This is a genomic window from Streptomyces sp. cmx-18-6 (genome assembly GCF_046548915.1).
Classification (GTDB): domain Bacteria; phylum Actinomycetota; class Actinomycetes; order Streptomycetales; family Streptomycetaceae; genus Streptomyces.
Window position 1 is genome coordinate 252,439 of sequence record NZ_JAEBEP010000006.1, and the last position, 21,601, is coordinate 274,039.

The window sequence follows — 21,601 nt, forward strand, 5'->3', positions numbered from 1 at the left end:
GGTCCGGAGCCCTCTGGCTGAGGCCGGGCCCCCTGCCCGCGCGTGAGCCCGTGAGCCCGTGAGCCCGTGAGCCTCAGACCGGGGGCCGGCCCAGCGCGTCCCACGGGGAGGACGGCGCGGGCGCGCTCCTCGGGCGCGTGCCGCCCGGGTTGCCGTCCGGGTGCTGGTTGATCCACTCCAGGCCCCCGATGTCGAGCCGGCGGCGGGCGCGGGTGACGGCGACGTAGGCGAGGCGGGCCTCGGCGTCGTCGATGTCGCCGGGCAGCGGGTTGCCGTGCTCGTCCGTCTCCTCGCGGTCCGCCGGCTCGGTGAAGTCGTCCCCGATGCGGACGGAGGCCCACTCGCGGCCCTTGGCCTTGTGCGCGGTGGACACCACGATGTCCGCACCCTGCTCCTGGGAGAGCCGGCCGACGGCGTTCAGGATGACGTCGACGCCGTGCTCGTCGACCAGGTCCACCAGAGGCAGCAGATCGCGGCCGGAGGGGTCGTACTCCGCGTACTCCTGGAGCTCGCCCCACGACTCGAACAGGATCAGCTCCGGGTGCGTGCAGCGCCTGCCCTCCTTGAGGTCGGCCGCCGCCCGGGCCAGCGCCCGCAGGGACTCGCCGCCGCCCACGAGGGCCACGCGGCGGCCGGCCTCCAGCAGCCGCATCACTTCGAGCATCGCGCCGACGTTGGACCGGCACAGGATCGCCTCGGGCTCCTCGACCGGCTCCAGACGCGTGTCCATCGCCGGAGTGCCGGTCAGCCGGATCGGGGAATCGACGATGTGCAGCCACCGGTTGGCCTCCTCGGCGAGCGCCGCGCCGAACCGGAAGGACTGGGACAGCGCCAGCTGCGTACCGTCGAAGTCGCTCATCACGTCCCGTGCCCCGCGCCAGCCGTAGATGGCCTGGGCGGAGTCGCCCACCATCACCAACTGCGTATGGCGGCGCTGGTCGTTGAAGACCTTCTCCACGACGGGGTTGGTGTCCTGCGCCTCGTCGAGCAGCAGGAAGTCCGCCCTGATCACGGGCTCGGTCAGGGCCCAGATCTTCAGGTAGTGGTCGTGGTCGAAGCGCACGACGCCTTCCAGCGGATTCTGCAGGTCCGCCCATGCCTTGGCCGCGTACGGCAACACGACGTCGACGAGCTGCGCGTGCAGCTGCTCCTCCTCGATGCCGCGCAGGCGCGGGACGTGGTGGCGCTGGATGGTGGAGTCCGCGGACTGGCAGAACCGGGTGACCGTCCGCAGCACCGTGTAGGACAGCGCCTTGTTGGTGACGTTCCGCTCACCGATGCGCAGCCGCATGTTGCCGGCGATGCCCAGCAGGGCCCCGGTCTTCCAGCCGGGCAGCCGAGGGGCGTCCATCCGCGCGGTGTACTGACGCCCCACCGCGCCGAAGGCGAGCGAGTGCGCCGTCCTGCACTGCACGGTGCCGGGGAACTTCTGGGCCGCGTCGAGCGCGATGGACTTGTTGAACGCGATGTAGCGGCCGCGCTTCTGGGTGGCCGCGGCGAGCATGGCCAGCGTCGTGGTCTTCCCCGTCCCGGCACCCGCCTGAAGGACCAGATGATCCCCGCCCCGGAAGGCGTCGACGGCGGCGCTCTGCTCAGCGGTGGGGGCGGGGGCGGGCATCGTACTCCTCGGAGAGTGGTTTACGCCTTCGCAGCGCCCCACCACGGTGCCACAGGGGCCCGGCGCGTGTCCGGTGATCACCCGACCGGACGTGCCGGGCGAAGTGGCCGAGAACCGCGTACGGTCGGCGCGGGCGGAGGCCGCCGGTCTTGGAGGCGGCGCGAACCGGCGGAGCGTCGACCCCGCGCGCACGATCGTGTCCGCGCTCCTGGGCCACGGTGACCGACAGGAGGGCCCTGGCCCACCCGGTGGACGGACACCACCGGGACCTGCGCCATGGCGTACGTCACCCCGCACCGTGTCGGCGACACCCTCTACCCCGCGGAAACGTGAGGCGCTGCAAGCCCGAAGGCCCGGCAGCCGTACCCACCCTCACCTCCCCGCCTCCACTTCACGCAGCGCCGCCCCCAACCGCCGTGCCCCCTCCTCCAGCTCGGCGTGGCCGGCGGTGGCGGCGAAGCCGAGGCGCAGGTGGGCCGCCGGGGGTTCCGTGGCGAAGTAGCGGCTGCCCGCGCTCACCGCCACGCCCCGCTGCCGGGCGGCGGCGGTGAGCGCGGTGTCGTCCACACCGGGCGGCAGCCGGAGCCACAGGTGCAGCCCGCCGGCGGGCGCACTCGTCACGGTCGCCGCCGGCAGTTCCAGGGAGAGGGCGGCGGTCAGCCAGGCGCACCGCTGCCGCAGATCGGCGCCGAGCGCCCGGACGTGCCGGTCCCACGACGGGGAGCTGAGCAGTTCCAGCGCCGCTTCCTGGAGCGGGCGGGCGATGAAGAAGTCGTCGACCATACGGACCGCCCGCATGCGCTCCATCACCGGGCCGCGAGCGATCAGCGCCCCGATCCGCAGGCTCGGCGCGACGGGTTTGGTCAGCGAGGTCACATGGACGACCGTGCCGTCGCCGTCGTCCGCCACCAGCGGCCGGGGCACGGGCCCGCCGTGGCCCAGATGCCGGGCGAAGTCGTCCTCGATCACGAAGGCGCCCGAGGCCCGCGCCACGTCCAGGACCTGCCGCCGCCGTTCCGGTGCCAGGACCGTGCCGGTCGGGTTGTGGAACGTCGGCTGGCAGTACAGCAGCCGCGCCCCGGTCATCGCGAGGGCCTCGGCCAGCAGATCGGGCCGCACCCCGTCCGTGTCGAGCGGTACGGGCACCGGCCGCAGCCCCGCCGCGCGGGCCGCCGCCAGTGCGCCCGGGTAGCTGGGCGACTCCACCAGGACCGGGCTGCCGGGCCCGGCGATCGCCCGGAACGCGATCGACAGGGCGCTCTGCCCGCCCGCCGTGACCAGCACGTCGTCGGGGGTCACGCCGCCCCCGGCGATCCGGGCGAACACGGCGCGCAGGGCGGGCAGTCCGTTCGCCGTGGCGCGGTCCCAGGCGTCCGGGCGGCGCGCCGCCCGCGCCAGGGCCGCGCCCAGGCCGCGGGTGGGCTGGAGGGAACGGTGGATGTAGCCGCCGTCCATCGTGATCGTGCCGGCCGGCGGCGGTAGGCGCGGTTCGGCGATCAGGTGGGTGTCGACCGCCCGGTCGGTGAGCGCGACCGTCTGCCAGGCGGTGTCGACCGCCCCCTTCTCCGTGCCGGCGCGCCTCGCCACGTACGTACCGCTGCCCGGGCGCGTCACCACGGAGCCCTCCGCCGCCAGCAGGGCGATGGCGCGCGCGACGGTCGCCGGTCCCACGCGGTACTGCTGGATCAACTCCCGGCTGCTCGGCAGCCGGTCGCCGGGCGCGAGCCGGACGAGCAGTTCCCGCAGCCCTGCCGCCAGCTCTCCAGAAGTGCTACTGTCATTCATGAGAGTTGACAATAGCGCTACCAAGCCGCAGCAGGAAGCACTTCAGCTGGACGTGGCCGCTCTGCGAGCCGAGACTCCCGGCTGCCGGCAGGTCGTCCACTTCAACAACGCGGGCTGCGGGCTGCTCGCCACCCCCGTACTCACCGCGATGATCGGCCACCTCAACCTGGAAGCACGGATGGGCGGTTACGAGGCCGCGGCCGCCCGGGCCGACGGAGTCCAGGCGTTCTACACGGAGCTCGCCGCCCTGATCAACACCACGCCGGAGAACATCGCCTTCGCCGGCAGCGCCACCCACGCGTACGCCAACGCCCTGTCCTCGATCCCGTTCGAGCCCGGCGACACCATCCTCACCACCCGCGACGACTTCATCTCCAACCAGATCGCCTTCCTCTCCCTGCGCAAGCGGTTCGGCGTACGGATCGTGCACGCGCCCAACACCCCCGAGGGCGGGGTCGACGTACCGGCGATGGCCGAGCTGATGCGGACCCTCCGCCCCCGCCTGGTCTCCGCCACCCACATCCCCACCAACTCCGGCCTGGTGACCCCGATCGCCGACATCGGCTGGCACTGCCGCGAACTCGACCTGCTCTACCTGGTGGACGCCTGCCAGTCCGTGGGCCAATACCCCCTGGACGTCGAGGAGATCGGCTGCGACCTGCTCACCGCCACCTGCCGCAAGTTCCTCCGCGGCCCGCGCGGCAGCGGATTCCTGTACGTCTCCGACCGCGTCCTGCGCGCCGGGTACGAGCCCCTGTTCATCGACATGCACGGCGCCCGCTGGACCGCGCCCGGCGAGTACCGGCCCGTCGACACGGCGGCCCGGTTCGAGGAGTGGGAGTTCCCGTACGCCACCGTGCTCGGCAGCGCCGCCGCGACCCGCTACGCGCGCGAGGTCGGCCTCGAAGCCATCGCCCACCGCACCCCGGCCCTCGCCGCGAAGCTGCGGAACCGGCTCGCGGCCATCCCCGGAGTACGCGTGCTCGACCGGGGCCCGCAGCTGGCCGCCCTCGTCACCTTCGCCGTCAACGGCGACTGGCAGCCGCAGCGGTTCAAGGAGGCCCTGGACGCCGACAACATCAACTCGGCGCTCAGCTTCCGCGAGTTCGCGCAGTTCGACTTCGGGGACAAGGGCGTCGACTGGTGCCTGCGTCTGTCGCCGCACTACTACAACACCGAGGAGGAGGTCGACCACGTCGCCGACGCGATCGCCGAACTCGTCCGACGACCCCGGTGACGACGCCCGCGCTGTAGCGCCTGGAGGCCGCCCGGGGGGTGGAGGGGTCCGGGGGGCAGGGGCCAGGGGCACAGCAGGTCAAGCTCTGCTGTGACTTCTCCATGATCACCGTATGGACGGTGTTCGTGCTCTACGGAAACCGCGACACCGGAACCCGTGGCGGACGAAAGCACCCTTAAGGAAATACAGGAAGACAGGCAGATAGAGGCTGGGCGGATACGCACCCTGCGGCAACTAAACATCGGAAAGCAACGACCCCTTTTCCTGTATTCCGCCAGGCAGAGGGGTCCAACCGATGCGCGGACAAGGAAATGCACATCCACATCGGCATCACTCCCGCATTCCAGAACCGAACAGATAACCATGACTGCCCGGCTCGCAAAAATCCCGACGTCCCCTAGTTCCGGATGTGAGTTCGTGTTCCAGTCCTTCCATCTGCTGCCGCACCGCAGCACCCGGGAGAACGTCCAACTGGCCCTCGTCCACAGCGGAACCGCCCGGCCGGAGCGCCGCCGGCGCGCCCAGGACGCACTGGAGCAGGTGGGCCTCGGACACCGGCTCGACGCGCTGCCCACCCGGCTGTCCGGCGGCGTACGGCAGCGGGCGGCCATCGCCCGCGCCCGCGTGTCCAGTGTCCCGTGTCCCGCGTCCCGCGTCCCGCCAGGTCCGTACTCACCGGCCTGGGCACGGTCCTGGGAGTCTGCACCTTCGTGGCGATCCTCGGTCTGACCGCCACCCCCTCGTCGCAGATCGACGCACGGTTCAGTGCGCTCACGGCCACCGAGGTCAACATCGACGACATAGGCATCGAGCAGAACGAGTTCGTGCCCGTCGCCGTCCCGAAGGACGCGGACGCACGTGTCGAGCGGCTCGGCGGCGTCGAACACGCCGGGGTCCACTGGACGGTCGACACCCGTGACACCGACACCGTCATCCGCTCCTCGCCGGTCGCCGACGAAACGGCGGGCGAGCGGGCCGACATCGTCGCGGCGCCCCCCGGGCGCCGTCGCGGCAGCCGTACCGCATGTGGCACAGGGGCGGTTGTACGACGCGTACGCGGAACGGACCGCACAGCCCGTGGTCATGATCGGTTCGGGCATGGCCGACCGCCTCGGCATCAGCACACTGCGGACCCGCCCGGCGCTGTTCATCGGCGGGCAGCCGTTCACCGTGGTCGCCATCATCGACGATGTGGAACGCAAGGCCGATCTGCTGCTCTCGATCGTCATGCCCCGCTCGACCGCTCAGGAAATCTGGGGCGAACCGGCCCCGGGCGGCGCCAAGATGCTCACCGCCACCGAACCGGGCGCGGGCATCGGCCTGGTCACCGGGCTCGCGGCGGGCCTCTATCCCGCCTGGCGCGCTTCGCGGATCGAGCCCGCGGAAGCGCTCCGCCGGTAGCGCGAACTCACGACGAGAGCTCGGCGAGCCACCACGCGGGGGGCGGTCCGTCGAGCTTTTTCGTTACATCCGTAACAAAACGGTCGACCAAGGCGTCCTTGTCGATGTGAGCGCGAACGCGTTACCGGAAGGGACATCCTTATGGACAGGTCGGCACACCGGTCGGCGGAGATCGAGGACTTTCCACGGTCCGTGAGTCCGCGCCTGTTCCGGACCGCTCTGCCGCTCTGCTGCTCTGCGGCGACTGGCACCTCGCGGAGGACCTGGTGCAGACCACTCTGGGCAAGGTGTTCGTGTCATGGCGGAAGGTCAGCAGGGCGGACAGTCCGAACGCCTACGTGCGCACCGTACTGATGCGCGCCTACTTCTCGTACGTCCGGCTCCATCGGTCGTACGAGAGACCCATGGGCGAACCGCCGGAGCAGCCGGCGGCCGCCCGGGACCCGGCCCCGCGGATCGCGCCGGCCCAGGCGCTGGCAACGCTCTCACCGCAGGACCGGGCCGTGGTGGTGCTGCGCAACTGGGAGGACCGGAGCGTCGCGCAGACCGCGGCGGAACTCGGCATGAGTTCGCCCCCCGGATGGCACAACTCCTCGATGCGTACGCGGCAGAGCTGCCGGTCCCGGCAACGGCTCTGGTACGGGGAGGACTCGCCCGCGGCCGCCGGACGCCGGACGAAGCGGCGGCGGCGCTTCCTCGGCGGCCTTGCCGTGTGCGCCGCACCCTGGCGGGCGGGTTCGTGTTCACCGGGCTGACGCCGGACAACGACGCAGGCCGGGAGGCCGCCGAGGTCGCGGTGCCCATCCCGGACTTCTCCTTGGCGGTCGCCGGGGAACGGCCGAAGGGAAAGGACCCGGTCACGGGTAAGACGGTCGTCGCGACGCTCAGCAAGCTGCTCCCCGGGCAGCCCACGACAAGCGGCCGCACCTGGTGGGACGGAGACAAGGACGGCTAAACGGTCAGCGCCGGAGGACGGCTGCTCACCGACACCGGTCAGGGCCCGGCAGAGACAGCGGTCAGCCTCCAGGGCCGGTTCCAGCTCACCGCGTTCGACGCACTCGACAAGGAAGCCGCGCGTGCCGCGCACGGCGAAGAGCGGGACAAGTCCGGCTCCGTAAGCCCCCGAGAAGTCCGAAGCGGCCAAGGACGCGGCGCAGAACAAGAAGGTCCGGCCCGCGACCCGGGCGGAACTCCGTGCCTTCTACTCCTGTGCCGGCCGCAAGAACACCGAGCTGACCATGACCGCCTGCACGGCGCGCAATCTCCCGGGCGGCTCGGTCCTGATCGGTTACGAGGAGAAGTCGGGCTCATTCACCCGCCCCACGGCCGACCTGCTGCGCACCGATGGCACCCGGATCGTCCTGGTGACGTCCAACAGCGCGGCCAGCAAGCACGGACGGGCGGGCGCCGGAGCACCACCGCTCGACCAGGCACACCTGGACCACCTGGTGCGGAGCCCGCACTGGCAGGCGTGGGTGGGCCCCGCGACGAACGAGAAGGCCGAGAACCCTTCGTGAGCCCGGCCTGCGGCACCGCCCGCAACCCGGCCCGACCCGCTGATGGGCGCGAAAACGCCCTCTGAAGCGGCGTTCACGCAGTTCAGAGGGCGTTGGTCCCACTCCCAGGCCGGGCAGTCGTCAAGCCGACTTCTCCTGCTGTCCCTGGTCCTTCGGGACGATCCGCGGGACCAGGGTCGGGTTGACGTGGTTGCGGACGACGTCCGGGGTGATGACGACGCGGGCGACGTCCTTGCGGGACGGGACCTCGTACATCACCGACTGGAGGACTTCCTCCATGATGGCCCGCAACCCGCGTGCGCCGGTCTGGCGCAGGATCGCCTGGTCCGCGATGGCCTCCAGCGCCTCACGCTCGAAGTCCAGCTCCACACCGTCGAGTTCGAACAGCCGCTGATACTGCTTCACCAGGGCGTTGCGCGGCTCGATGAGGATCTGGAGCAGCGCCTCGCGGTCCAGGTTGTGGACCGAGGTCAGCACGGGGAGGCGGCCGATGAACTCGGGGATCATCCCGAACTTCACCAGGTCCTCCGGCATGACCTCCTGGAACTGGTCACTGGCCTGGATCTCCAGCTTGGAGCGGATCGTGGCGCCGAAGCCGATGCCCTTCGCACCGGCACGGGACTCGATGATCTTCTCCAGACCGGAGAACGCACCGCCCACGATGAACAGCACATTTGTCGTGTCGATCTGGATGAACTCCTGGTGCGGGTGCTTGCGTCCGCCCTGCGGCGGGACGGAAGCCGTGGTGCCCTCCAGGATCTTCAGCAACGCCTGCTGGACGCCCTCGCCGGAGACATCACGGGTGATCGACGGGTTCTCGCTCTTACGCGCCACCTTGTCGATCTCGTCGATGTAGATGATCCCGGTCTCGGCCTTCTTGACGTCGTAGTCGGCCGCCTGGATCAGCTTCAGCAGGATGTTCTCGACATCCTCGCCGACATACCCCGCCTCCGTCAGCGCGGTGGCGTCCGCGATGGCGAACGGCACGTTGAGCATCCGGGCCAGCGTCTGCGCCAACAGCGTCTTGCCCGAACCCGTGGGACCCAGCAGCAGGATGTTCGACTTCGCGAGCTCGATCGCGTCCTCACGATTCGCCCCACCGCCGTTCTCCCCGGCCTGAACCCGCTTGTAATGGTTGTACACCGCGACCGAAAGGGCCTTCTTCGCGGGCTCCTGCCCCACGACATACCCCTCGAGGAACTCATAGATCTCACGAGGCTTGGGAAGCTCCTCCCACCGCACCTCGCTCGTCTCCGCGAGCTCCTCCTCGATGATCTCGTTGCAGAGATCGATGCACTCGTCGCAGATGTACACACCGGGCCCCGCGATGAGCTTCTTCACCTGCTTCTGGCTCTTGCCACAGAACGAGCACTTGAGCAGGTCGCCGCCATCACCGATGCGTGCCACGAGGTGCTTCCCCTTCGCCTGGGCCCAGTGAGATCGAGAGAACCGGGTGCCTGCATTTGACGCTACCGCGAGAGGTTGCGCTGCGGACCGTCTCGGTCAACTAGCCTTGGCAACCGTCGTCCATATCGTTGCCCGGCTCCCTGATCGGGGCTTCGTAGTCGGGGTTGGTGACCCCCCTTCCGGTGCGTCGAGCCCAGGTGATGACCTCCCGAATGTCCCACAGGGGACGCCCCGAGAGCACCACCACCTGAGTCGGAAAGTCTGGGTAGCGACGCTTCCACTGGTTGATCGTATTGCTGTCGGCGCCAAGCACTTCACTGATCTCGGCGGCCCCGGCAAGGTACTTCGCATCCACAAGGTGCAACAGTAGGGCCGTCAAGCTCGAGCGCCTTCTGAGGGTACGCACTCTCATAGGGGTGAATGCGGGTTGCCACCACCGTCGGAGTACTCTTACGTTGATGTGTGGGCAGCCCGTACCGGGATGAAATCTTGTGGACCAAACCAGGTGAGTGACGACGTGGCTACACGTTCTAAGGCTTCGGAGCCCGAGGTCGACCCGTGGGCGGCTGACAGCGTTCCCGCCCCTCGCAACGCCGGGCTGGGCAAGGGGGGCGCCACCTGGCGCATTTACGAGGGGGACTCCCGGAAGGTCCTCCAAGATCTCCCAGCGCAGTCGGTGGACTGCGTTGTCACCTCTCCCCCTTACTTCTGGCAGCGTGACTACGGAGTGGAGGGGCAGTTCGGGATGGAGCCGACCATCGATGGCTTCGTCACCAACCTCCGAGAGACCTTCGACGGGATCCGAAATGTCTTGGCCAAGGAGGGGACTGCCTGGTTGAACCTTGGTGACACCTACTACTCGGCCAAGGGGCGCCCACATGGCCACGATTCCAAGCATCGCAGCCGCCGCCTTCCGGGTTTGCGGGCGGTTGACGGGCCCGGCCTGGGACTGCCACGGAAGTCCCTGATCGGCATTCCCTGGCGTGTCGCCCTGGCCCTTCAGGGCGATGGCTGGACACTCCGCAGTGCCATCATCTGGTCACGTAAGTCGAGCCTTCCTGAGCCGACCGCCCGTGATCGCCCCCACCGGAAGTACGAGCATCTCTTCCTGTTCTCCAAAGGCCCCAAGTACTTCTTCAACCGTGATGCGATGGTGAACGAAGAGGGGATGAACGAGGAAGACATCTGGATGATCGAACCCGACCGCAACGCGGCGAGCAGAGGGAAGCACTACGCCCCATACCCCCGGAAGCTCGTTGAGCGGTGCATCACGGCCGGCTGCCCCGAAGGGGGTACGACCCTGGACCCGTTCCTCGGAGGCGGGACGACCATGTCTGTCTCCCTGGAGACCGGGCGCTCGTCGGTCGGCATCGAGCTCAACTCTGACTTTTGCGACCTAGTAGCCCAAAACCTATCTCAGGAAGAGCTTCCCATTCAGCAGTGAGCCATGCAGGAATCTGGCGTTCAGCTGGGGCCCGGGTAGGGTATAGCGCGTGCCATACGCCCCCTTGCCCCTGATCCTGCGCGCTGCTGAAAATCTCCAGAGTGGCGGGCACCCCCTGGTGGTCGTCACCCTGTCGGCGATGTTGAAGTCCGCCGCCCTCGAAGCGTCAGACACCAACGCTGCCGCCGCGTCCTTGCAGAAGGGCATCCCGTGGGGAGGGCCTGACGAGAAGGGCCTGCTGGACACTTTCTTCCGTCTGCCCGCCCCACCGGATCCAGCCAAGCCTTTCCGCGCTGTGTGGTTCAGCCCGGGCAAGAAAAAAGCTGAGCCCTGGGTGAACAAGGACTACCCGGGCAGCACGCTGCAGCGCATGCGAACAGGCTGGTACGGAAAGGGCAAGGTCTTTTTTCAGAGGAAAAAGGACAAGGCGGCTGGTCGAGATCAAGATGAGTGGGGTCTCACCGCCACTCCAGGTACCGACCTGAAGAGCCTGAAATGTGAGCCTGTAAACATCGTCGACCTAGCCCTGTGGTTCGGACGACGGGAGCAGGTTGCGAACATCCATGAGCTCCTGGGTTGGTTCCACGAAACGTTCAAGCCCAACATTCTTGATCTTGTAGGGACGGCCCTGCTCGATGGCGTCCCTAGTGATTATGAATCGTTCGCGTTCGATGACCAGCCCGTTGAAGACGCCGAGATCGCAACGGAACTCGGTGGGGCTCAACAGGCCGCGATGCTCCCGAGCGGGTTCGATACGATCGTCTCGGAAATAGAGAAGCGTATCGAAAAGTCCAAGTTCCGGCTGCTCCGCGGTATGGTCCGCCGCGTACTCACGGCGTGGCTACGCGGTGACATGGTCGTTCTCGTGGGACAACCAGGAACAGGAAAGACCGCCTTCGCCAGTCGTCTCGGCGAGGCAATGAGCAACTACCTTCAGCTGCCCCCACCGCTAGTGGTACCGGTCACGGCTGACTTCGATGAGGCCGAATTCATCGGATATCAACAGCTGGATGGCCAGCCGCAGCTCCGTGACTTCGCCCGAGAAATTCTGGACACCGAGCGTCCACTGGACGCCCATGTGGTCATCCTCGAAGAGTTCAACCTGGCGACCATTGAGAGTTACCTGGCCACTGTGCTCATTGCGACGCAGGAAGCGAGCCGGCAGGTCCGGCTGCCCGGCGGGGAGCAGCGTAGTCTGCCCGTCGATGCCTTCATCCTCGCCACCTGCAACTCCTACCTGGACGAGCCGGAAACTCGTACGCGCATCAGCGCGCCGGCCAAGCGACGGGCCAGCATCATCACGATGCCGAACCTGCTCGCGGAGGAGTACGAGGCCAAAGGCGGTGGTGTGATTGCTGACTTGGCGATTGAGCAGATCACCATAGAGCGGCATAGGATTCGGCAGCGTGCGGATGCTGGCCTGGCCAGTATGTTCGATCAAGTACGAGCGGACGCCCTGGAGACGGTGAAGGGCCCTGCGTCCCTTTCTCCTGAGGTTTCTTCGGCTCTCGTCAGCGTTACTTCGGCCATCCTTGAATCTCCCGAGGGCAGGTCATGGTTCACCATGGGGCTCCTGCGTGATCTCGCCCTCGCTGTTGCGTTCGCCGAACGCTCCCCTGACACAGAGCTCCGCGCGCTCCTCGATGCAGTGGCTGACAAGCTCGTACCCCAACTTCGCGGTCCACATGAGCGAGCAACCGAACTTCTCAAGGCAATCGACGGGCTACCTGGTGTTGAGCATGTCAATCGACTTCTGGACCGGATGAAGGACGGGCCGCCCGAGGAGTTGCTGCCGCTTCTCTGATCGCCGGCACCGGCACCGGTAGCTGTCAGATCAGCAGACTCCACGGCCCACAGCTACGCCTGGCCATCACCGGGTTCATTGGTTGCCGCCAGCTCCCTCACGACCGGCCTCCAGCAACCGCTGGAGGCCGGTCGTATCCGCAGTTCTGGGAACCCACAACGGTTCAGCCGCCAACATCCCGCGCCTGCAGGGAAAATACCCCGCACTGAAGTCTTCTGTAAGGCGCTTTAATACCGACCCCGCGCAAGGTGTCCCAATAGGAGAGGGACCTCGACAGCAAGAGACTCCTCCAGAGAGGGGCGAGGCGCGATGGGCAGCTCGATGAGCCGCTGGCCGGAGCCCTCCACCGTGATGACTTTCACGTGTTTGGAGGAGTGCGGGGGATAGGCAATTACGGCGGTGGAAAGTCCGTACGCCGCCATATAGGAGAGTAGCTCCTTTCGGGAGTTCTCAGTAGCGCGATTCCCCGTAGCCCGGTACTTCGCATCCAGCAGGAGCACCCGCCCGTCAGGCCGGTGGTGGATGAGCAAATCCGGCCGCAGTTGATCGGGAGTAGAGCTGCTCCACCTCCAGGACCGCAGGACGTCGAGTGGCGGTGTGCGGTCGACGTAGACATCAAACAATTCGTTCGTGAATGCGGCACCAGGTGCGCGACCGAGGACGGAGTCAACTGGTGTACAGCCCAGTGCACCGGCAACAACTACAGCGACGAATGTTTGGTAGATCTGATCTGAGTAATCCACGTACGCGAAACGACTCAACGGAGTACGCGTTGCCTGCCAACCAAAGCTCTTGCGCAGTGAACTCGCGTGTTCAAATACGGCACGGTAATTCCGATTCACCAGCTCCTCTCCAGCTCGGGGAGCATGAAGGGCGTCAGGTGGAATACCGCCTCGCCGCAGCTCACGAAAGAGGGGCTTCCTCTGGACTGCTGCGATCTGTGCACGCCAATCAAGGCAGCGGCTTTGGACGACAGCTTCATTCGAGGAGTCCTGAACCTCGGATGCCAGGAGCGAAACCGTCGCCAGAAGTGCCGCCAGTCGGAAGTTCGACGTAGTTCGAATGCTGGCTCGCTGGTCCCGCACCACGACACGCGACGGCGTGTAACGGTGCTTGCCAATAATCAACAGACCGTTTTCCGCACGTTGAAGCAAGCGTTGCGGATCGGACCGTAGAAGGCGATGCGTGGCCCCAGTATCAACACCTGGCCCCCCAAAGCGGCTCGTGCGGTTAGTGGACTGTGTCCCCCAGATTGGACGGGTGAGGACGGCACGGGCCATAGCAATCACCGCGTCAGCGTGATTATCGAGCCATCCGAAGACAACATGAGGGTCTCTCAGTACCTCCCCCGAAGAGAAGAGAATCTGGCCACTCCAAGCAGTCCCGGCATGCACACCGCGAAGGTGGTTGAGCATCTCCTCGATACCACTCAGCGAGAGCTTCGCGTCCTCCGTTCCGAACCAGAAGGTGCGGCCATGCACAACGAGACGATGAAACCCGGTCGATCGAGTCAAGTCCACGGGCAAGAGGCCAGGACTGCTGCTATCCGTGACGACCGACTGCTCCGTACCGTCGAGGCGTACCGAGGTCACACCAGGCGGAAGCACAAGCACGACGCGCCCAGAGGGGACGATCGCCGGCGTTTCGCCGAGCTTGTGAATCTGCTGCCCTGCGCGAAGTGCAACGTGAACGGAACCTGCTCTAGAACCTCGGGCGGTAGAAGACTCTGTCACAGCGCCACTATAGAGAGCCGGCTTTGGGCGCTCGCAGAAGCAGCCACCCCCGGGATACCCCCGTGCCCGCCCCTCAGTCGGCCGACTAGGACTTGTCCGGGCGAAGAGTTCACGGTGGTGCCCGAGGCGGAGCCGGAGCAGTCGCCGCTTGACGCGGTCGTGCCCGATCAGAGCATCACGGTGTGGGCGAACTCGGGTGCTGACGCCGAGACCTTCGACAAGGACGGCAGGCTGGTGCCGTGTGGGCACCAACGGCCGGCCGAGGGCCGCCGCTGAGCCGCTTTGAGGCGGGCGCAGACGGGGATCGGTGCGGGCACCGGCCGCCTGCTGATGCATGCGAACAGTGGTGGAGTCCACGGAGTAGTCACATGATCGGCCGGACCAGAAGCCTCGCACCACCGTGCTGACATCTCAGCACGGGAAGTCTGGACAAAGGAGCCCCCTGACTGCGTTTCCGCAGGTCAGGGGGGCTTGATCATGTGGAGCCTAGGAGATTCGAACTCCTGACATCTGCCTTGCAAAGGCAGCGCTCTACCAACTGAGCTAAGGCCCCGGAAACCACAGCAAGCAAGGATAGCGCCGAACACGACCGTTCCTCGACCGCCATCGCAGACCAGAGTACCGGGTGACCCCCGGAATCTTGCAAAAGGATAGGACTCCCCGTGGGCGACCACTCTCCGTAAGATGCTGGACGAGGTTCGCAGCCGCGAAGCCGCAGCGAAGGGGAGACGCAATGGACACAGCGCAGCAAGAGGCGACAGCCAGAGCCAGAGAGCTTCAACGCAGTTGGTACGGAGAGCCGTTGGGGGCGCTCTTTCGTCGGCTGATCGATGATCTCGGCCTGAACCAGGCACGGCTCGCCGCCGTTCTCGGACTGTCCGCTCCTATGCTCTCCCAGCTGATGAGCGGCCAGCGGGCCAAGATCGGAAACCCGGCGGTCGTCCAGCGCGTCCAGGCGCTCCAGGAGCTGTCGAGCCAGGTTGCGGACGGCAGTGTCAGCGCGGGCGAGGCCGCCGACCGGATGGAGGAGATCAAGAAGTCGCAGGGCGGGTCCGTCCTGACCGGCACCGGCCATACCCCCTCCTCCGGCGGCGCTCCCACCGTCCGCCGCGTGGTGCGCGAGATCCAGTCCCTCCTCAGGTCCGTCGCCGCGGCCGGCGACATCATCGATGCCGCGGACACCCTCGCCCCGACCCACCCGGAGCTGGCAGAGTTCCTCAAGGTGTACGGAGCGGGGCGCACCGCGGACGCGGTCGCCCACTACGAAGGACACCAGAACTAGTCTCTCCGGAGACGAGCGCCGGGGCTCTTCGGCGACGGAGGAGCGACGATCGGAGCCAGGGCCTCGCGCACAGTCGAGGCCCTTGGTACCGGCAGGAACCACGGCACCAACGGGAACTGGGAGCGGGCACAGCGCAATGGGTGAGGTCTTCGCCGGTCGGTACGAACTGATCGATCCGATCGGACGCGGTGGGGCCGGCGCCGTCTGGCGCGCCTGGGACCACCGGCGTCGCAGGTACGTGGCGGCCAAGGTGCTGCAGCAGAGCGACGCGCACTCGCTGCTGCGCTTCGTCCGTGAACAGGCGCTGCGCATCGAGCACCCGCATGTGCTGGCCCCGGCCAGCTGGGCCGCCGACGACGACAAGGTCCTCTTCACGATGGACCTGGTGAGCGGCGGCTCGCTCGCCCATGTCATAGGCGATTACGGTCCGTTGCCGCCGCGCTTCGTCTGCCTCCTGCTCGACCAGCTGCTCGCCGGCCTCTCCACCGTGCACGCCGAGAACGTGGTGCACCGCGACATCAAGCCGGCCAACATCCTCATGGAGGCGACCGGAACGGGCCGCCCGCATCTGCGCCTCTCCGACTTCGGCATCTCGATGCGCAAGGGCGAGCCCCGGCTGACCGAGACCAACTACGCGATCGGCACGCCGGGTTACTTCGCCCCCGAGCAGATGATGGGCGCCGAGCCGGACTTCCCCGCGGACCTCTTCGCGGTCGGCCTGGTCGCCCTCTACCTCCTCCAGGGCAAGAAGCCCGACTCCCAGAAACTGATCGAGCACTTCGCGGTCCACGGCACCCCGAGCGCCCCCGACGGCATCCCGGAGCCGCTGTGGCAGGTTCTCGCCGGTCTGCTGCAGCCCGACCCCCAGGTCCGCTTCCGTACGGCGACGGGTGCGCGCAAGGCCCTGAACGCGGCGGCCGAGATGCTGCCCGAGCCCGGCGCGGACGACGAGCCGGTGGAGGTGTTCGATCAGATCGGGCCACTTCCGGCGGGGTTCGGCCCCGATGGGCCCGAAAACACCGGGGGCATCGCACGCCCCAAGGGCACCGCAGGCCCCACCCAGGGTCTTCACGCGCCCAGCCGGCCGGTACAGCCCGGACCGCCCGCGTCCGATTCCACGGACTCGGGGGCGAGCGCGCAGCAGCCTTCCCTCCAGCAGCAGCCCTCGGTCCACCAACAGCCCTCTGTCCACCAGCAGCCTTCCGTCCAGCAGCCTCCGTCGACGCAGCAGCCGCTGTCGGCGCAGCAGCCTCCGTCGACGCAGGAGCCGTCCGGACAGCAGGCGTACGCACCGCAGGCCCCCACCTCCATGTCGGAGACCGGCAGCTTCCACCTGGCACCGCCGCTCCAGACCCCGCACCAGCAGCAACCACAGCCACAGCATCCACAGCAACCCCAGCCCCAGCCCCAGCCCCAAGGCCAGCCCCACCCCCCGGCACCGGCCCCCGGCCCCGCGCCCACCCCCGTACGCGCAAAGCGGCCGGGACCGCCCCCGAAGGTGGCGATCCCGGTGCTGGTGGTCGCGCTGATCTGTTTCGCGGTCGGTATCTGGGCGCTGACCCAGATGTGACGCCCGCCCCGGCAGGAACGCCGGAGCGCAAAAACGCCGGAGCGCAAGAACGCCGGAGCGCAGGAGCGCAGGAACCGCAGGCAGCGCCGGGGAGCGGAACCGCCCCAGCGCCGGGGGCCGGATCGGACCCGAGCCCCCTACCAGCCGCCCTGCCGCGGCGGCCCCCCGAACGGCGGCTGCTGCTGATACCCCGGGACCGGCCCCGGCCCCGACCCGGGATCCGACCCGGCCGGGAACGCCGCCGCGCGGCGGCGGGCCAGCAGCGTCCAGGCGCCGAGGCCCAGCACCAGCGTGGCGCCCGCCCCGATCGCCCCCGCGGCGACCAGCTGCATCGTCGCGCTCTTCGCGGCCTTCGGCGCGCTTTCCCCGCTCTTGGCCAGCTCCTTGTCCTCGCCGGTCACCGCGAAGACCCCGGGGTCGCCCTCGTACGGCGAGACGCCCGCACCGTTCTTCACCTGAATCGTCGTCGTCAGCGCGATCGGGCCGTCCCCGTAGCTCTCGGCGACCTTCGGGCTGAGCGTCACCGACAGGTAGTACCAGCCGGCGAAGCGCATGGCGCTGACGTGGGAGGCGGCGTCGAACCGGTTGCGGTACTCCACCGGCGGCAGTGGCCGCAGCGACGTGCTCGCGGACTTGCCGGCGTACGAGAGGGTCGCGTCGGCGATGTGCCCCTGGGCGGGATTGTCGAGCGCCAGGGTCAGCGCGGTCCCGACGAAGTCGGTCGCGCCGCCCGTGCTGTTGCTGAGCACGGTGGAGGCGTAGATCTGCTGCCCCCAGTCCACCGGCACCCGGTAGAAGCGGGTCTGCCCCGGGGAGATCTCGTCGATCCACTCGCCGGTCTCCAGGCTGGTGGCGTCGTAGTAACTGCTGCCGCCCGTACGCTTCTTCGGCTCGGCCACCGGCGGTGCGGGCGTGCTGGAGGGCCAGTCCTCGGGCGCGGTGGTCTCCGTGGACCCGCCGCCCTTCAGCTGCGGCTCCTGCACGAAGCGCAGCTCCAGGTTCCATGTCTCGGGGCTGGAGGTGGCCTTGCTCTCGCGCTCGACCAGGACGTCGTACGTCCCCGCCTCCTGGCAGGCGGCGCCGGCGCGTTCGGTGATGGTCCGGTGGGCGTACGCGGCGATCGGCCGGGGGCTCTCGGCCGGGCCGAAGTTCGTCTGGTTCGAGCTGCACCGGGAGTCGTTCAGGTCCCGGATGCTGATGGCGATCCCGTCGCCGTACTCCACCGAACCGTCGCTCCCCGGCACCGCGACCGCCGAGACGTAGGCGTCGGCCACGTCGTCGAGCTTCACCCGGTAGTAGAGCTTCTCGTTCGGCTTGATCGTGCTCCGGTAGACCGTCCCCTCGCTCAGGACGGACGCCTCGGCGTTGGCCGCCGCGCCCTGCACGTTCTTCGCGCCCGGATCGAAGGCGTACGCCGGCGGGCCCGACGCGTGCGCCTGCCCCGGCAGCACCGCCACAGCGCCCATCGCGGCGAGTGCCGTCAGCATGGCCCGGCCCCTGTTGCGCTGCCTCTTCACGCGCTTCCCCTCATCGTCCCCGTGGCCGCCCTGCGACGACTGCGTACGAAGAGGAGCCCCCCGGCCACGATCACCAGGGCGCCCGCTCCGGCAGCGGCCGCAATGCCCGTCCATCCTGCCCCGCCCGCACCACTGCTGTCTCCGGCCACCGGCAGATTGTCCCGATCATCCGCATTCTTGGCCTCGCCACCCGCAGGCCCGCCCGCACGACCGTCCGCGTCGCCGCTCTCACGGCCGTCCGCGCCCCCGTCGCCCCGCTCGCCCAGGACCGGAGCCCCGTGCTGCGGCCCGGCCAGCTCGTCGCCGAGGACGGCCACGCGCAGGACCACGCCGATCCGCGGGTTCTCGGCGATCTCGGCGGCCCGTGCGCCCAGCGTCACCGCCAGGTAGAAGTCGCCGTCCGCATGGACCGGGCGCACGGTCGGGCGGATCTCGTACCGGTTGGTCCACGCGACGGGCACCGAGCCCATCCGGATCACCGCGGGACGCCCGTTGTACATGGTCCTCGGGGTGAACTCGACGCCCCCGCCGCTGATCGGGAACCGCGCGGGGGTGAACAGCTGCGTAGCGCCGTAGGAGTACGTGCTCGCCCCCCGCTCCAACGTCGGCTCGTTGGCGAACTCCACGTCGTAGCGAACCTGTTGGCCCCAGCCCGCCGGAACCTTGTACCAGAGGGTCTGCGAGGGCAGCACCGTGTCCTTCCACACGCCGCCGCCGATCGGGGTCGCGTCGTTGAACCCGGTGCCGCCCCGGACGTCCCGCGGGCTCCCGGTGGGCAGCCGCGCCTCCTTGCCGCCCGCGCCGTACTCCGGCGACGACTGCGCGGGCGTGACGCCCTCGGCGAGCGGCGCCTCGGCCCCGTACACCATCTCCAGCGGCCAACGCGAGGCGTCCGAACCCTTCTTGCTCTCGCGCTCCACCACCAGCCAGTAGCGGCCCGCCCTGTCGCAGGGGCGCTCGCCCCTGTCGGAGCGGACGCGGGCGACCGCCGAGGTCAGCGGCGCGGCTCCCTCCTTCTGGTGGAAGCGTTCGGCGCTCATCTCGCAGCTGAGGCCGTCGGCGGTGACGATCTTGGTGCGCAGGGCGTCGAACTCGTCGATGGCCGCGCCGGGTTGGGGGACGGCCGTAGCGGCGAAGTTCACGGTCGACACGTCGTCGAGGTCGGCCGCGTAGTAGCGCTCCTCGCCGGGGCCGATCGTGTCCAGGTACTGCCCGGGACGCAAGTCGGGCGCCTGGTCCCGGCTCATCCCGCCGGTCACCGGCTTCCCCCTGAACCGGTAGCCGTCCGCGGACAGTTGGGCGGCCCGCTGGAGCTGTCGGGCCAGGGCCGCGGCGTCCGGGGCGTCGTAGTAGCGGCCGTTGCCCGCCGCCGCGACGCACTCCAACTGCTCGCGTGCCGCTCCCTTCACCTGGAATCCGACCGTGTCGATACGCAGCCCGACGCCGGCCTTCGTGAGCTGTTCGGCGACCTGGCAGGGCTGCGGCGTACCGCAGTTGTCCTCGCCGTCCGAGATCAGCAGGATCGTCCGGGTGCCGACCGCGCCCCCGGACGGCTCGGGCAGGTCGTCGGCGGCCTTCTGGAGGGAGAGGCCGATGGGGGTGTCCCCCTTGGGCCGGACCCGGTCCACGGCCTGCTTCACGGCATCCCGGTCGAGCGCCTCGACGGGGCGTACGAGGCGGGTGTCGGTGCAGCCGGTCGTGCGGTCGGCTCCGTAGACCCGCAGGCCGGTGGGGTAGCCGTCCGGCAGCGCGTCGACCACGGCGCCGACCGCGGTGCGGGCGCTCTCCATCCGGGTGCGGCCCGCGCCGTCGTCGTCGGCCATCGAGCCGGAGGAGTCGAGGACCATGACCAGACTGCCGGCCCGGCCCGCCGACTCGTTCCCCGGGGCGAGTGGCGAGGCCGCCGCCGCGGGCAGCGCGCCCGCCACCAGGGCGACGATCACCCCGCCGATCCATGCCCCCGCTGTAGCGGTGCGGCGGTGGTTACGTGCCATCACCCGTTGCCCCCCTTGGCTGTGAAGCCCCGAAATCCTCAGCTCACGAGGGCTCGGATCCCCAGGTTCTTTGCTTCAGCAAGCTACTGATTTGCTCAGGTGAACTCAAGGTTGGGGGCGTCACGGTCATGCAACAGCAAAGGGCCGCAGGCACCCCCCGGGGGGCGAGACACCCAGAGGGGACGAGACACCCGGGCTCAGGCCCCGAGGGCTCAGGCCCGGAGGCCCCCCAGGCACCAGCAGCGGCAGACCCGCAGACCCGCAGACCTCACGCACGAGGGCGGCAGACCCGCAGACCCCACGCACGAGATTGGCAGGCCCGGAGACCTCAGGCCCCCCGGGAAGGTCCCCCGGGGGGAAGACAGCCCGGGGGAAGACAACCCGGACAGCACGAAGCCCCGGCCGCTCAGCGACCGGGGCCCGTAACAGACTGTGCCGTCTCACACACCCGGACCTGCGGGCACGGAGTCGGTCGCCTCCGTCCACAGATCCTGCTCGGCGCGATCCGCCTGGATCTGGCGGTACACGAGGAGCCCGCCGATGGCGGCCAGTGCGACCAGGAGAAGCTTTTTCACCGCGCTACCTCGTCTTTCCTTGGCGTAGAGGGCCTTCTGCAGCCGACTATACACACCGGTCGATACCGATCGGTGACCTGCCTGGAACCCGAAAGCGGCCCGCTTCAGACACCCGGAGAAGACGCGCGCCGACCCTCCTGGCGGCCTCCGGACGGCCTGTCAGGCCCGGTTGCACCATACGAGTGGTGTTCATCTGAAGATCGGCGCAGCGCGGGCGTCGCTCCCCGAAAACGCGGACCGGATCCACATGATCGGAGAAGTCAGCAACCGGACCACCCGAAAGCGAGGGGCCATGAGCACCTTCAAGCCCAAGAGCATCTGGACCGCCTTCGTCACCGCCTTCTTCGCCCTGCTGGCGTCGCTGGGCCTCGCCACCGCCACGGCCACCGCCGCGAACGGCGCGAACACCGCCACGCAGCCGAGCACCGCGACCCAGGAGCACACGGCCGCCGCCACGGCAACCGCACCCGCTCCCTCGGTCCGATGGACCCTTCCGCGTGACCGCTCGCTGCCGCCCACGATGAAGCAGCGCATCCGCGCGGAGGCCCACGGCTCCTCCCCGGCCACCCGCCACCTGTCGCTCGACCCGCTGGACGCCGCCACCGCCACGGGCCCGGCCCACTCCCACCACGGGGCCCCGACAGGCGACTCGCCCCTGCTCCCGCCCTGATCCCGGCGCCACCGCACAGCACACAGCCCCCGGCCGGTTCACACCGG

19 protein-coding genes and 1 tRNA gene are annotated in these 21,601 nt (G+C 68.8%); 12 read left to right on the top strand and 8 right to left on the bottom strand.

Annotated features, from left to right (window positions below):
• Positions 1–73: 73 nt before the first annotated feature.
• Complete coding sequence (locus ACLJPL_RS16595; protein WP_411081607.1) at positions 74–1,618, bottom strand: UvrD-helicase domain-containing protein; 1,545 nt, start codon at positions 1,616–1,618, stop codon at positions 74–76.
• A 372-nt stretch (positions 1,619–1,990) separates the two neighbouring features.
• Entirely contained in the window at positions 1,991–3,403 is a 1,413-nt protein-coding gene (locus ACLJPL_RS16600) for a PLP-dependent aminotransferase family protein (protein ID WP_411081608.1), read from the bottom strand.
• On the opposite strand from ACLJPL_RS16600, the gene ACLJPL_RS16605 reads away from it, so the two are divergent.
• The 6 genes from ACLJPL_RS16605 to ACLJPL_RS16630 all read left to right on the top strand — a co-directional run bounded on the left by ACLJPL_RS16605 (position 3,402) and on the right by ACLJPL_RS16630 (position 7,558).
• On the top strand, positions 3,402–4,640 hold the full coding sequence (locus ACLJPL_RS16605; protein WP_411081609.1) for an aminotransferase class V-fold PLP-dependent enzyme: 1,239 nt from the start codon (positions 3,402–3,404) through the stop codon (positions 4,638–4,640). The two genes, ACLJPL_RS16600 and ACLJPL_RS16605, sit on opposite strands and share 2 nt — an antisense overlap.
• Positions 4,641–5,003: 363 nt before the next feature.
• Positions 5,004–5,369, top strand: a complete 366-nt coding sequence (locus tag ACLJPL_RS16610; RefSeq protein WP_411081610.1) for an ATP-binding cassette domain-containing protein — start codon at positions 5,004–5,006, stop codon at positions 5,367–5,369.
• A gap of 297 nt (positions 5,370–5,666) precedes the next feature.
• Complete coding sequence (locus tag ACLJPL_RS16615; protein ID WP_411081611.1) at positions 5,667–6,041, top strand: ABC transporter permease; 375 nt, start codon at positions 5,667–5,669, stop codon at positions 6,039–6,041.
• Positions 6,042–6,307: 266 nt separating this feature from the next.
• On the top strand, positions 6,308–6,796 hold the full coding sequence (locus ACLJPL_RS16620; protein ID WP_411081612.1) for a sigma factor-like helix-turn-helix DNA-binding protein: 489 nt from the start codon (positions 6,308–6,310) through the stop codon (positions 6,794–6,796).
• Entirely contained in the window at positions 6,781–6,996 is a 216-nt protein-coding gene (locus tag ACLJPL_RS16625) for a hypothetical protein (protein WP_411081613.1), read from the top strand. The genes ACLJPL_RS16620 and ACLJPL_RS16625 overlap by 16 nt, the downstream gene beginning before the upstream one ends.
• A gap of 283 nt (positions 6,997–7,279) precedes the next feature.
• Entirely contained in the window at positions 7,280–7,558 is a 279-nt protein-coding gene (locus ACLJPL_RS16630) for a hypothetical protein (RefSeq protein WP_411081614.1), read from the top strand.
• Positions 7,559–7,678: 120 nt separating this feature from the next.
• Here the strand turns inward: ACLJPL_RS16630 and clpX are convergent, their stop codons facing one another.
• The gene (clpX, locus tag ACLJPL_RS16635) at positions 7,679–8,965 is read right to left on the bottom strand and encodes an ATP-dependent Clp protease ATP-binding subunit ClpX (protein WP_411081615.1); all 1,287 of its coding nucleotides are present in this window, start codon (positions 8,963–8,965) and stop codon (positions 7,679–7,681) included.
• 100 nt (positions 8,966–9,065) lie between these two features.
• On the bottom strand, positions 9,066–9,320 hold the full coding sequence (locus tag ACLJPL_RS16640; protein WP_411081616.1) for a hypothetical protein: 255 nt from the start codon (positions 9,318–9,320) through the stop codon (positions 9,066–9,068).
• Between the two features lie 150 nt (positions 9,321–9,470).
• Between ACLJPL_RS16640 and ACLJPL_RS16645 the strand changes: the two genes are divergently transcribed.
• From ACLJPL_RS16645 to ACLJPL_RS16655, 3 genes are all read left to right on the top strand, one after another.
• Entirely contained in the window at positions 9,471–10,409 is a 939-nt protein-coding gene (locus ACLJPL_RS16645; RefSeq protein ID WP_411081617.1) for a DNA-methyltransferase, read from the top strand.
• Between the two features lie 49 nt (positions 10,410–10,458).
• Entirely contained in the window at positions 10,459–12,213 is a 1,755-nt protein-coding gene (locus tag ACLJPL_RS16650; protein WP_411081618.1) for an AAA family ATPase, read from the top strand.
• Between the two features lie 1,847 nt (positions 12,214–14,060).
• On the top strand, positions 14,061–14,222 hold the full coding sequence (locus ACLJPL_RS16655; protein WP_411081619.1) for a hypothetical protein: 162 nt from the start codon (positions 14,061–14,063) through the stop codon (positions 14,220–14,222).
• A gap of 204 nt (positions 14,223–14,426) precedes the next feature.
• On the opposite strand, the gene ACLJPL_RS16660 is transcribed toward ACLJPL_RS16655, so the two are convergent.
• Positions 14,427–14,499 (bottom strand) — tRNA-Ala (locus ACLJPL_RS16660).
• A 180-nt stretch (positions 14,500–14,679) separates the two neighbouring features.
• Here ACLJPL_RS16660 and ACLJPL_RS16665 point away from each other — a divergent pair.
• Together ACLJPL_RS16665 and ACLJPL_RS16670 are read left to right on the top strand one after the other, a co-directional pair.
• Positions 14,680–15,228 carry a helix-turn-helix domain-containing protein gene (locus ACLJPL_RS16665; RefSeq protein ID WP_411081620.1) on the top strand — a complete coding sequence of 183 codons (549 nt, stop codon included), beginning with the start codon at positions 14,680–14,682 and terminating at the stop codon, positions 15,226–15,228.
• A 136-nt stretch (positions 15,229–15,364) separates the two neighbouring features.
• A complete protein-coding gene (locus ACLJPL_RS16670; protein WP_411081621.1) occupies positions 15,365–16,798 on the top strand; it encodes a serine/threonine protein kinase in 1,434 nt (477 codons plus the stop codon).
• 137 nt (positions 16,799–16,935) lie between these two features.
• Here ACLJPL_RS16670 and ACLJPL_RS16675 read toward each other — a convergent pair whose 3' ends face one another.
• From ACLJPL_RS16675 to ACLJPL_RS16685, 3 genes are all read right to left on the bottom strand, one after another.
• Positions 16,936–18,315 carry a hypothetical protein gene (locus ACLJPL_RS16675; protein ID WP_411081622.1) on the bottom strand — a complete coding sequence of 460 codons (1,380 nt, stop codon included), beginning with the start codon at positions 18,313–18,315 and terminating at the stop codon, positions 16,936–16,938.
• Positions 18,312–20,309 (bottom strand): vWA domain-containing protein, encoded by a 1,998-nt coding sequence (locus ACLJPL_RS16680; protein WP_411081623.1) that lies wholly within the window; start codon positions 20,307–20,309, stop codon positions 18,312–18,314. The genes ACLJPL_RS16675 and ACLJPL_RS16680 overlap by 4 nt, the downstream gene beginning before the upstream one ends.
• A 440-nt stretch (positions 20,310–20,749) precedes the next feature.
• Positions 20,750–20,884, bottom strand: coding sequence for a DLW-39 family protein (locus ACLJPL_RS16685; RefSeq protein WP_219818897.1), 135 nt, complete (start codon positions 20,882–20,884; stop codon positions 20,750–20,752).
• 292 nt (positions 20,885–21,176) lie between these two features.
• On the opposite strand from ACLJPL_RS16685, the gene ACLJPL_RS16690 reads away from it, so the two are divergent.
• Positions 21,177–21,554 (top strand): DUF6344 domain-containing protein, encoded by a 378-nt coding sequence (locus ACLJPL_RS16690; protein ID WP_411081624.1) that lies wholly within the window; start codon positions 21,177–21,179, stop codon positions 21,552–21,554.
• Positions 21,555–21,601: the final 47 nt, after the last annotated feature.

What these genes read in the sequence shown, in the direction of transcription:
- ACLJPL_RS16595 (WP_411081607.1), bottom strand. Translation starts at nt 1,618, where the DNA reads ATGCCCGCCCCCGCCCCCACCGCTGAGCAGAGCGCCGCCGTCGACGCC.
- ACLJPL_RS16605 (WP_411081609.1), top strand. Translation starts at nt 3,402, where the DNA reads ATGAGAGTTGACAATAGCGCTACCAAGCCGCAGCAGGAAGCACTTCAG.
- ACLJPL_RS16600 (WP_411081608.1), bottom strand. Translation starts at nt 3,403, where the DNA reads ATGAATGACAGTAGCACTTCTGGAGAGCTGGCGGCAGGGCTGCGGGAA.
- ACLJPL_RS16610 (WP_411081610.1), top strand. Translation starts at nt 5,004, where the DNA reads ATGACTGCCCGGCTCGCAAAAATCCCGACGTCCCCTAGTTCCGGATGT.
- ACLJPL_RS16630 (WP_411081614.1), top strand. Translation starts at nt 7,280, where the DNA reads ATGACCGCCTGCACGGCGCGCAATCTCCCGGGCGGCTCGGTCCTGATC.
- ACLJPL_RS16665 (WP_411081620.1), top strand. Translation starts at nt 14,680, where the DNA reads ATGGACACAGCGCAGCAAGAGGCGACAGCCAGAGCCAGAGAGCTTCAA.
- ACLJPL_RS16670 (WP_411081621.1), top strand. Translation starts at nt 15,365, where the DNA reads ATGGGTGAGGTCTTCGCCGGTCGGTACGAACTGATCGATCCGATCGGA.
- ACLJPL_RS16680 (WP_411081623.1), bottom strand. Translation starts at nt 20,309, where the DNA reads ATGGCACGTAACCACCGCCGCACCGCTACAGCGGGGGCATGGATCGGC.
- ACLJPL_RS16690 (WP_411081624.1), top strand. Translation starts at nt 21,177, where the DNA reads ATGAGCACCTTCAAGCCCAAGAGCATCTGGACCGCCTTCGTCACCGCC.